Origin of the sequence: Bradyrhizobium sp., assembly GCF_035484855.1 — a bacterium.
Classification (GTDB): Bacteria; Pseudomonadota; Alphaproteobacteria; order Rhizobiales; family Xanthobacteraceae; genus Bradyrhizobium.
Genome location: NZ_DATHOP010000234.1, coordinates 1 through 9,675 on the forward strand (window position 1 = coordinate 1; position 9,675 = coordinate 9,675).

Annotated in this window: 8 protein-coding genes and 1 pseudogene; 3 read left to right on the plus strand and 6 right to left on the minus strand. The window is 64.2% G+C overall.

The annotated features are described in order from the left end of the window. Both VK804_RS26725 and VK804_RS26730 read left to right on the plus strand, forming a co-directional pair. Positions 1-1,233, plus strand: a pseudogene (locus VK804_RS26725) (efflux RND transporter permease subunit); the annotation flags it as partial. Between the two features lie 61 nt (positions 1,234-1,294). After that, positions 1,295-1,873: an invasion associated locus B family protein gene (locus VK804_RS26730; protein WP_325375822.1), complete on the plus strand. Its 579-nt coding sequence runs from the start codon at positions 1,295-1,297 to the stop codon at positions 1,871-1,873. 9 nt (positions 1,874-1,882) lie between these two features. On the opposite strand, the gene VK804_RS26735 is transcribed toward VK804_RS26730, so the two are convergent. Further along, positions 1,883-4,171: an arylsulfatase gene (locus VK804_RS26735; RefSeq protein WP_325375824.1), complete on the minus strand. Its 2,289-nt coding sequence runs from the start codon at positions 4,169-4,171 to the stop codon at positions 1,883-1,885. A 123-nt stretch (positions 4,172-4,294) separates the two neighbouring features. On the opposite strand from VK804_RS26735, the gene VK804_RS26740 reads away from it, so the two are divergent. Beyond that, positions 4,295-4,996 (plus strand): TetR/AcrR family transcriptional regulator, encoded by a 702-nt coding sequence (locus VK804_RS26740; RefSeq protein ID WP_325375826.1) that lies wholly within the window; start codon positions 4,295-4,297, stop codon positions 4,994-4,996. A gap of 7 nt (positions 4,997-5,003) precedes the next feature. Here the strand turns inward: VK804_RS26740 and VK804_RS26745 are convergent, their stop codons facing one another. From VK804_RS26745 to VK804_RS26765, 5 genes are all read right to left on the minus strand, one after another. After that, positions 5,004-5,723, minus strand: coding sequence for an ABC transporter ATP-binding protein (locus VK804_RS26745; protein ID WP_325375828.1), 720 nt, complete (start codon positions 5,721-5,723; stop codon positions 5,004-5,006). After that, positions 5,720-6,487: an ABC transporter ATP-binding protein gene (locus VK804_RS26750; RefSeq protein WP_325375830.1), complete on the minus strand. Its 768-nt coding sequence runs from the start codon at positions 6,485-6,487 to the stop codon at positions 5,720-5,722. The genes VK804_RS26745 and VK804_RS26750 overlap by 4 nt, the downstream gene beginning before the upstream one ends. Next, entirely contained in the window at positions 6,477-7,469 is a 993-nt protein-coding gene (locus VK804_RS26755) for a branched-chain amino acid ABC transporter permease (protein WP_325375832.1), read from the minus strand. Before VK804_RS26755 ends, VK804_RS26750 begins: the two co-directional genes overlap by 11 nt. Beyond that, entirely contained in the window at positions 7,469-8,332 is an 864-nt protein-coding gene (locus VK804_RS26760) for a branched-chain amino acid ABC transporter permease (protein ID WP_325375834.1), read from the minus strand. Before VK804_RS26760 ends, VK804_RS26755 begins: the two co-directional genes overlap by 1 nt. 124 nt (positions 8,333-8,456) lie before the next feature. Continuing rightward, positions 8,457-9,675: ABC transporter substrate-binding protein (locus tag VK804_RS26765; RefSeq protein ID WP_325375836.1), on the minus strand; the 1,219-nt coding region annotated here is incomplete at its 5' end.

A 9,675-nucleotide genomic window follows, 5' to 3' on the forward strand; every position in this document is an offset into this window, starting at 1 on the left:
AGGCGCTCCAGCCGGTCGAAGGGATCACCTTGTACATGCAGGCCGCGCAGGACATCACGATCGGCGCACGCCTCTCGAAAACCCAATACCAATATACGCTGGTCGATGTGGACGGCCCGGAGCTCGATCACTGGGCGCCCATCGTGCTGCAGAAATTGCAAAGACTGCCGCAACTGACGAGCGTCGCCAGCGACCAGCAGAGCGCGGGCCGGGTGCTGAAGGTCGAAATCAATCGCGATGTCGCTTCGCGGCTCGGCATCAACCCGTCGGTGGTTGATTCGATCCTCTACGATGCGTTCGGCCAGAGGGTCGCGGCGCGGATCTATACGAGGCTCAACCAGTATTTCGTGATCCTGGAAGTCCAGCCCGATTTTCAGCTCGGGCCCAACGCGCTCAGCCGCATTTATGCGACATCGTCCAGCGGCAAAGAGGTGCCGCTCAGCGAGTTCGCCAAGATCACCTCGACGGTTGCACCGATTGCGGTCAACCACCAAGGCCAATTCCCGTCGGTAACATTGAGCTTTAACCTCCCACCGAATGTCTCTATCGGAGCGGCGGTGACGGCGATCCAGCAGGCCACAAAAGAGCTGCACCTGCCGGCTTCGATTGCGACGAGCTTCCAGGGCAACGCCCAGGCGTTCCAGACCTCGCTCGCGAGCGAGCCGGGCGCTAATCGCCGCGGCGCTCGTCGTCGTCTACATCATCCTCGGCATGCTCTATGAGAGCACGATCCACCCGATTACGATCATCTCAACGTTGCCTGGGGCCGGGCTTGGGGCGCTCTTGACCCTGATGCTGTTCGGCATGCCGCTCGACGTGATCGGCATCATCGGGATCATCTTGTTGATCGGTATCGTCAAGAAGAACGGCATCATGCTGGTCGACTTCGCGCTGGTCGGCGAGCGCAAGCGCGGGCTCAGCGCCGAAGACGCGATCCACGAGGCCGCCCGTCTGCGCTTTCGCCCGATTCTGATGACGACGATGTGCGCATTGCTCGGCGGCGTTCCGCTGGCGCTCGGCACCGGCATCGGCTCGGAAATCCGCCAACCGCTCGGCTACGCGATGGTCGGCGGCCTGATCGTCAGTCAGGCGCTGACGCTGTTCACGACGCCCGTGATTTACCTCTATCTCGACCGGCTCTCGAACTGGTTTGGCGGCTGGGGACGACCTGAGACGGCCGACCAGGAAGATGCCGCGAGCGAGCAAGGTGCGATCAAGCAAGCCGCCGAATGACTTGACTTTGACCGGGGTTCGCCGGCACATCCGCAGAAATACTCACCTCGGAGCGGGACCGGTGAACACTTCCAGAAGGCTTGCAGTACTGGTCGTCCTCGCCGCGTTGACCGCGCCCGGCCACGCCCAGCAAGCACCCAAGTCCAAGGCCGTTCCGCACGCAGCGCAGACAGCCCCGGCACCGGCCGCAACACCCCCGGCCGAAACCTCGCCGCCGGCCAATGCCGCGCCCCCGCCCGGCTGGGCCGCGCGCTGCAGCAGTGCGAGCCGCGAGGCGCCGCTCGAATGCGCGATCGAGCAAAGCGCCGTGCTCAGCAAGACCGGCCAGTTGATCGTGCTGGTCAACATTCGCGTGCCGAGCGATAGCCATGCGCCGGTCGTCCTGGTGCAGCTGCCGCTTGGGCTCAATCTTCCGGTCGGCGCCAAACTGCAGGTCGATGACGGCAAGACCGCCGATCTGCAGATCCAGACCTGCGAAGCGAGAGGCTGCTACGCCTCGACCCCGATCGCGCCGGACCTTCTGGCCGCCATGAGAACGGGGAAGCAGCTGAAGGTGGCGTTTCAAAACCTTCAAAAGGAAACCATGACCATTCCGCTGCCGCTGGCCGATTTCGCCACCGCCTACGACAAGATCAAATAGTCCGGCCCCTCACTGCCGCGCCATCTCGGCTTTGCCGACGCCGTCGCCGTCGAGCTTCTGGTCGCCATGCATGGCCACCGTGACGCGCAGCAACCGCCCGGTGAATTCGAACGGCGCCTTGTAATGCGAAACAGGGCTTGAGCGATCGCGACCGATGTCGAGGCCGGACCACGAAATCAGCGTGTGGAATCCAAGCTGGGTTTGCAGCGAGCCCGCGGGCTCGCCGTCGATCAATAGCGTATAGCTGGAAATCCCGGTTCGGGCGCCCCTGGCCGGCGGCGTCTCGCGCACCAGGCGTTCGACACGCACGCCGAGCCTGTGCGTGCCGCTGGGAATCTTGCGATCCGAGCGCACGATCTCATGGCCGCCGCCGATATTGAGATCGTGCATCAGAAGCCCATCCTTGACGTAGAGGCTATAGCCCGAAGTCGCATCGCCATGCGCGATCAGGACGCCTTCGCAAGCCTTATCGCCGATCTCGACGTGGGCCTCGATGGTGTAGCTGCGGCTGCGCACATCGGGTGCGACGTCGGTCGGCACGTGCCCCATGCCGGCATGGAAAACAAAATGGTTGCGCGCCCCCTGGAAGCGCGTGGCGTTTTCGGCAAAGCGCACCGCGAAGCGGTCGTCGAGCGGCAGCACGTTGTGCTTCTCGGCCTCGCGCCACCACCATTTTATCATCTCGGCCAGGCGCTCCGGCTCGTGGCGAGCGAGATCGTGGGTTTCCGAAAAATCGCGGTCGAGATGAAACAGCTCCCATTTGTCGTCCTCGAACGGCTTGCCCGGCGGATGATAGGCGACCGCCTTCCATCCCCGGTGCCAGAGGCCGCGATGTCCGAACATTTCGAAATATTGCGGCGATGATTTTGACGGTGCTGAAGCATCGGCGATCGAGCGGGCAAAGCTTTCGCCTTCGATCGGCATCTGCGCGCAGCCGGCAATGTTCTTGGGCGCGGGGACGCCGACCAATTCGAGCAGGGTCGGTACCAGATCGCTGGCGTGCACGAATTGATGACGTAATTCACCCTTCGCCGGCACCCGGTTCGGCCATGAAACGACAAAGGGATCGCGGATGCCGCCGCCATGGGTATTTTGTTTGTAGCGGCGGAGTGGTGTGTTGGACGCCATCGCCCAGCCGTGCGGGAAATTGGTGTGCGAGTCCGGCCCGCCGATGTCCTCGATCCGCCGCAGCTTTTCAGCGATCGGCTCGGGGCGCAAATTATATGGCCCCATGGCGTTGACATAGCCGAGCGGCCCCCCTTCCTGGCTCGCGCCATTATCCGACAGCACGAGAATGAGGGTGTTGTCGCGGACGCCTGTTCTTTCCAAGAACGCGATCAGCCTCGCCAGCTGCCGGTCGGCGTGATCGAGCATCCCGGCAAATGCCGCCTGCAGCCGCGTGAACACCCGCCTCTCATCCGCGCTGTGTTCGTCCCAGGCCTTCACGCCGTCATTGCGGGCGGGCATGTCTGTCTCCGGCGGCACGAGCCCCATCGCCTTCTGCCGCGCCATGCGCTGTTCGCGCTCGACGTCCCAGCCATGCGCGAAAACCTCGTCGTAACCTCTGATGATGTCGGCCGGCGCCTGATGCGGCGCGTGACAGGCGCCAAACGCAAGCCAGGTCAGCCAGGGCAGATCGGGCCGGTCGGCGATGTGATCGGCGATGAAGCGGATCGACTGGTCGACCAGGTCCGCGGTCAGGTGATAGCCATCCGCGTAGCTGCCGGGCGGAGCGATGTGGGTGTTGTCGGAGACGAGCTCAGGGGCGTACTGGTCGGTCTCGGCGTCGAGAAAACCGTAGAAGCGATCAAAACCGCGGCCGAGCGGCCAGCCGTCGAACGGCCCGGTCGCGCCACTCTCGGTCAGCGGCGTGACGTGCCATTTGCCGACCATGTAATTGCGATAGGTGTGCGCCCGCAGCATTTCGGCAAGCGTCCCCGCCTCGCGCGCGATCTTGCCGCGATAACCGGGATAACCGGAATCGAAATTGGCAAGGCAGCCGACGCCGACGGAATGATGATTGCGTCCGGTCAACAATGCCGCGCGCGTGGTCGAACACATCGCGGTGGTGTGGAAGCCCGAATAGCGCAGGCCCTCGGAAGCCAGCCGGTCGATGGTCGGCGTCCTGATCGGCGAGCCGTAGCAGCCGAAATCGGAGAAGCCGACGTCGTCGAACAGCACCACCAGGATGTTGGGGGCGCCGTTAGGCGGCTTCGGTGTCTCCGGCCACCACGGTTTGGAGCTCGCCACCGTCTTGCCGATGGTGCCTCCAAAGGTATCGCCGCTGCCTGCGCTCATGCCTCTGCTCCCTTTTCATGCCGCCGGCGGTCGATCCGCCGGTCGAAGAATGCCGGCCCGCATTGCCAAAAACCATAATCCGAATTATCATTATGATTATTTTGCCCGGGAGTGCAACGTCCGATGCAGCCTCGCCAAACGGATGTCGAGTTTCCCGGCGTCATGCCATCGCGGCAGAAGCGCAGCCGGGAGATGACGGCAGCCCTGCTCGAGGCAGGCGCCGACATGCTGCGCACGCGCAGCCTCGCCGAATTGTCGATCGAGGCGCTATGCGCCAAGGTCGGCGCCACCGTCGGCGCGTTCTACAGCCGGTTCGAGAGCAAGGAAGCCTATTTCAACATGCTGCTCGAGCTGGCTGCACGCGACGGCGCGCACAGGCTGTCGGGGACGACCGGTCAAACGCCGCTGGCGGACGCCAGCCTTGCCGAGCGCTGCCGTTTCCTCGTCGGCCGGATCATCGACTGGATCCGAAGCCATGAGGGAGTGCTGCGCGCCGCCCTGCAGCACGGCGATACGCGGCCGGACCGCTGGAACACGTTCAAGGGCCTGGCGCGCGCCGCCGCCGAACGGGCCACCCCTGCCCTGCTCGACAGCATGGGCAAAGGCGGCAAGGCTGCCAAGACGCGGGCCATCGCCTTCGGCCTTCAGGTGGTGCTGGGCACGCTGATCAACGCCATCCTCAATGATCCCGGACCGCTATCCATTCACGACCGGGAGATGGAAGTCCGCCTGAGCGGCTGCCTGCTGCTGTTGCTGGAAGCCGCGATGAAGACGACGCCACCTGCCGCATCGGTTCGTCGCACAAGCCGCCGCGGCAAGAAATAAACCCGCCTCACGCCGTGCCGAGATAGACCTTCTGCACCTGCGGATCGTTGGCGAGTTCGACGGCGGTGCCGGACAGCACGCTTCTTCCGACCTGCAGCACGGTGGCGAAATCCGAGACCTCCAGCGCGAGCTCGATCGATTGTTCCGCCAGCAGGATCGTCAACCCCTCCTTGTGCAGCCGGCCGAACGTCTCGTACATCGACTCGACCACCGCTGGCGCGAGCCCCAGCGACGGCTCATCCAGCATCAGCAGTTTTGGATCGCTCATCAGCGCGCGACCGACCGCCAGCATCTGCCGCTCGCCGCCGGACATCGTGCCGGCGCGCTGGTTGCGCCGCTCGGCGAGTTTTGGAAAGAATTCGTAGACCCGCTCGAGCAGGGTCGCCGTGCGCGCCTTGTCGCGTAGCGGCGTCGCCCCGAGCCTGAGATTGTTTTCGACGCTTTGCTGCACGAACAACCGCCAGCCCTCCGGCGACAGCGCCAGCCCCTTGCGCACGATCGAAAACGCGCTCTCGCCGGCGATCCCCTCGCCGCGAAACGCAATTTGGCCGGAATGCACCGGGATCAGGCCGGCGATGGCGTTCAGCGTGGTGGTCTTGCCGCCGCCATTGGAGCCGAGCAGCGCGACCACGCTGCCCTCGGGCACTTCGAGCGACACGTCGGATACGCCGATCAGGTCGCCGTAGCGGACTTCGAGATGCTCGATCTTGAGCAACGGCGCGGTCATATCGCGGGGCCGCCCATCAGCTCGACCGGGGTGTGGCCGGCGGCGGCCTTGGCGGCGCGCTTGCCGAGATAGGCTTCGATCACGGCCGGATTGCCGGTGACCTCGCGCGGGCTGCCGCGCGCGATCTCGCGGCCCTGATGGAACACCACCACGCGGCTCGCCAGCGACATGATGACTTCCATGATGTGCTCGACAATGACGAGCGTGATGCCGGACCGATGGATGTCGCGCACCAGATCGATGGCAAGCTGCACCTCGCGCTGGGTCAAGCCCGCCATCGCTTCATCGAGCAACAACACCTTGGGCTCGGTGGCGAGCGCACGGGCGATCTCCAGCCGCTTGCGGCCGGGCGTCCCGAGCGACCGCGCCGGTGCGTCGGCGAGCCTCGCCATGCCGACGCGCTCCAGCACGGCGCGCGCGCGGGCCTCGGCCTCATGGCGATGGGAGGTGCGCAGGAACGCACCGATCATGACGTTCTCCAATACCGACAGGCTCTCGAACGTCTGCGGCACCTGGAAGGTGCGCGCGAGGCCGAGCTCTGCGCGCGCCTCCGGCGAGAGGCCGGTGATATCGTGGCCTTCGAAAAACACCTTGCCGGACGTCGACAGCAGGTCGCCGGTCAGGCAGTTGAAGAAGGTGGACTTGCCGGCGCCGTTCGGCCCGATCAGGCCGAGTATATCGCCCTGCTCCAGCGTCACCGAGGCCGCATCCACGGCCTTGAAGCTGCCGAAGGCTTTTGTGACGTCGCGGGCCTCAAGGAGCATGGGTAGCTCCCACCGCTGCCGCCGGCTCCGGCGCTTTGCCGCGCCGGGCCCAGAGTCGCTTGATCAAGGTCAAGATGCCGCCCGGCTGGAACCGCGCGATCAGCACGATGATGGCGCCGTAGACGACGAAGGTCAGGCCCGCGCCCTTGCCGCCCAAAAGGTTGTTGGAGATCTCCTCCAGCGGCACCAGGATCGCGGCACCCACCAGCGGCCCGAACAACAGCCCGGCGCCGCCGAGGGCTGCCATGATCAACATCTTCACCGAGATCAGGATGCCGAGCCCGGATTCCGGATCGACGAAGCCGAACATCATCGCATAGAGCGCGCCGGCGACGCTGGTTAGCCCCGCGCTCAGCATGAAGGCGTAGAGTTTGGTGCGGCTTGCGGGCGCGCCGAGCGAGCGCGCCGCCCGCTCCGAATCCCTGATGGCGCGGAGATAAAATCCCATCCGGCTGTTGGCCATCCACCAGGTGATCAACAGCGTGATCGTCAGGATGGCCAGGAACAAATAGTAATACGGCAGCGCCGAGATGAAGGAGAGATCGAACACGTTGCGCGGCACGGTCGGGCCGCTGAGCCCGACCCCTGCGCCGAGATAATCGGTGTTGGTGACGACCAACCTGCAGAGTTCGGCGACCGCAATCGTCGCCATGCTGAAATAGTGGCCCGATAGCCGCAGCGTCGGCACTCCGATCACGGCCGATATCGCCACCGCCAGCACGATGCCGGCGGGAATGCCGAACAGTGGCGACAGGCCGAAATGCGAATAGGCGCCCATCGCGGCGTAGGCGCCGCAGCCGAAGAACACGACATGCCCGACCGAGACCTGGCCGGCATAACCGCCGACGATGTTCCAGGCCGAAGCCGCGATCGCATAGAGCAGGACCAGCGCGCCGAGCCGCTGGTGGAATGGCGTGGAGAACACCAGCGGAAAGGCGATGAACAGCGCCAGCAGCACCGAGGCCCACACGAGGTGCCGCATCACGTCTTGCCCATCAGGCCTTGCGGCCGGAACCAGAGGAAACCCAGGAACAGCGAATACACCACGATGTCCTTGTAGACCGCCCCGATCAGATAGCCCGACAGCGACTCGATAACCCCGATCAAGAGTCCCGCCACCAGCGCGCCGGGCACGCTGCCGAAGCCGCCGAGCGACACCGTGACGAAGGCCACGATGCCCAGGGTCTCGCCGACGGTCGGCACGATGTAGAAGAAGGTCGCAATCAGCGCGCCGGCAAGGCCGGTAGCGCCGGCGGCGATCGCCCAGGCGATCGCCTGCATGGTATCGGGCCGAATCCCCATCAGTTGCGCCGCGGTGGAATCTTCCGCCACCGCCAGCATTTTCGAGCCCAGTGACGTGCGCGTCAGCAGCAGATGCAGACCGAGCGTCACCAGCAACGCGACCACGCCGGCCAATAGCCGCGAGGCTTCGATCCGCAAGCTCCCGATCACGATGGTGCCGCCGACGATGTCTTGCGGCAGCGACAGGAAATTGGCGCCGAACCACCAGAACACCGAGTAGCGCAGCAACAGCGCCAGCCCGAAGGTGCCGAGGATCTGGGCCAGCATCGGCCCTTTCATGATTTCGCGGATCAGGGCGAAATAGACGATGACCCCAAGCGTCGCAAGCACCAGCACCGCGAGCGGCGCGCCCAATAGCGGCCCCGCGCCCAACAGCGTATAGACCACGAAGGCGACATACATGCCGAGCATGACGAAATCGCCGTGGGCGAAATTGACGATGTTCATCATGCCCCAGACCAGCGTCAGTCCGGAGGAGAACAGCGCGTAAATCGCACCCAGCAGCAGGCCGCCGACAATCACCTGGACGAGGATAGTGGACATGCCGGCGTCAAGTCTTGCGGGTTAAGTCTCGTGGGTCGGGTTCTTTGCGGGCTTTTGTCCCGGCCGATCGGCTGACGCCGGGAACGAGAAAGGGCGGGACCGCAAGCCCCGCCCTTTTTGGATCTCACCAGCCCTTATAGGGCAGCACAGGATCTTTTTGAGCGCCGGCCTTCGGCCAGACTGCGACGTAGTTTTCACCGTCCTGCAGCTGGATGATGAAGCCGGACGCAAGCACGTTCTGGCCCTTCTCATCGAACTTGACGCCCTTGTAGCCGATCATCAACTGCTCGGGCTTGAGGTCGGTGGCCTTGAGCGCCGCCTGGACCTTGGCGGGATCGGTCGAGCCTGCGCGATCGATGGCATCGCACAGCACGAAGAAGCCCTGCATCTCGCGCGCGGCGGTATCGTCCATCTCGTCGCCGCTTCTCTTCTTGTACATCTCGGCGATCAGCGCGGTCGGCGAGCCGGGGGCGCCGACGCTCCACGACGAGCGGTTGAACGCGCCTTGCGAAATCTTGCCGACCGACTTGATGAAGGACGGATCGGAATATCCGGCGTCGTCGCCGATGATCATCGGCGGTTTGTAGTCGAGCGCCTGCATGGTCTTGGCAAACAGGATGGCGTCCGAGGTGTAGGTGATCATGATCACGACGTCGGGCTTCTTCTCCTTCAGTTGCAATATCTGGCTCTGTACGTCGGTCGCATTGACGGCATAGGCAATATCGAGCGCGATGCTCTGGCCATTTGCTTTGAACGCGCTGGTGATCACGCTGGAGACTGAAGTGCCGTATTCGGTGTTGTCATGAACCAGCGCGACGTTATCGGTCTTCGCGCCGGCCGCCTTCATATCCCTGAGGAATTCGTAATAGATCTTGGCAAAGTCCGCGGCCACCGGCGTGACGCGAAAGAACCATTTGAAGCCGCGTTCGGTCAGGTTGGCCGCAACCGACTCGCCGTTGACGAAAGGAATTCCATATTTCTCGGCAATCGCACTCGCCGTCAGCGTGATGCCGGACTGATAGGCGCCGGTGATCGCCACCACCTTCTCTTCCGTGATCAGCCGCAGGGTCTGGTTCTGTCCGGTTGCCGGGCTGCCCTGATTGTCGGCGAAAACCACCTCGACCTTGGCGCCACCGAGACCAGCGAGCCCGGCGTTCTTCGCCAGCGGAAAATTGCCAAACTCGGGATGGGGGTTGTTGATGATATCCATCGCGACTTCGATCGCGGCCTTGGCATGGACGCCGGCACTGGCGGCGTTGCCGCTCAATGGAAATACCGCACCGATCTTGACGGTCTTTTCCTGCGCCGACGCATGGCCCGCCAGCACGACGGAAATCGAGGCG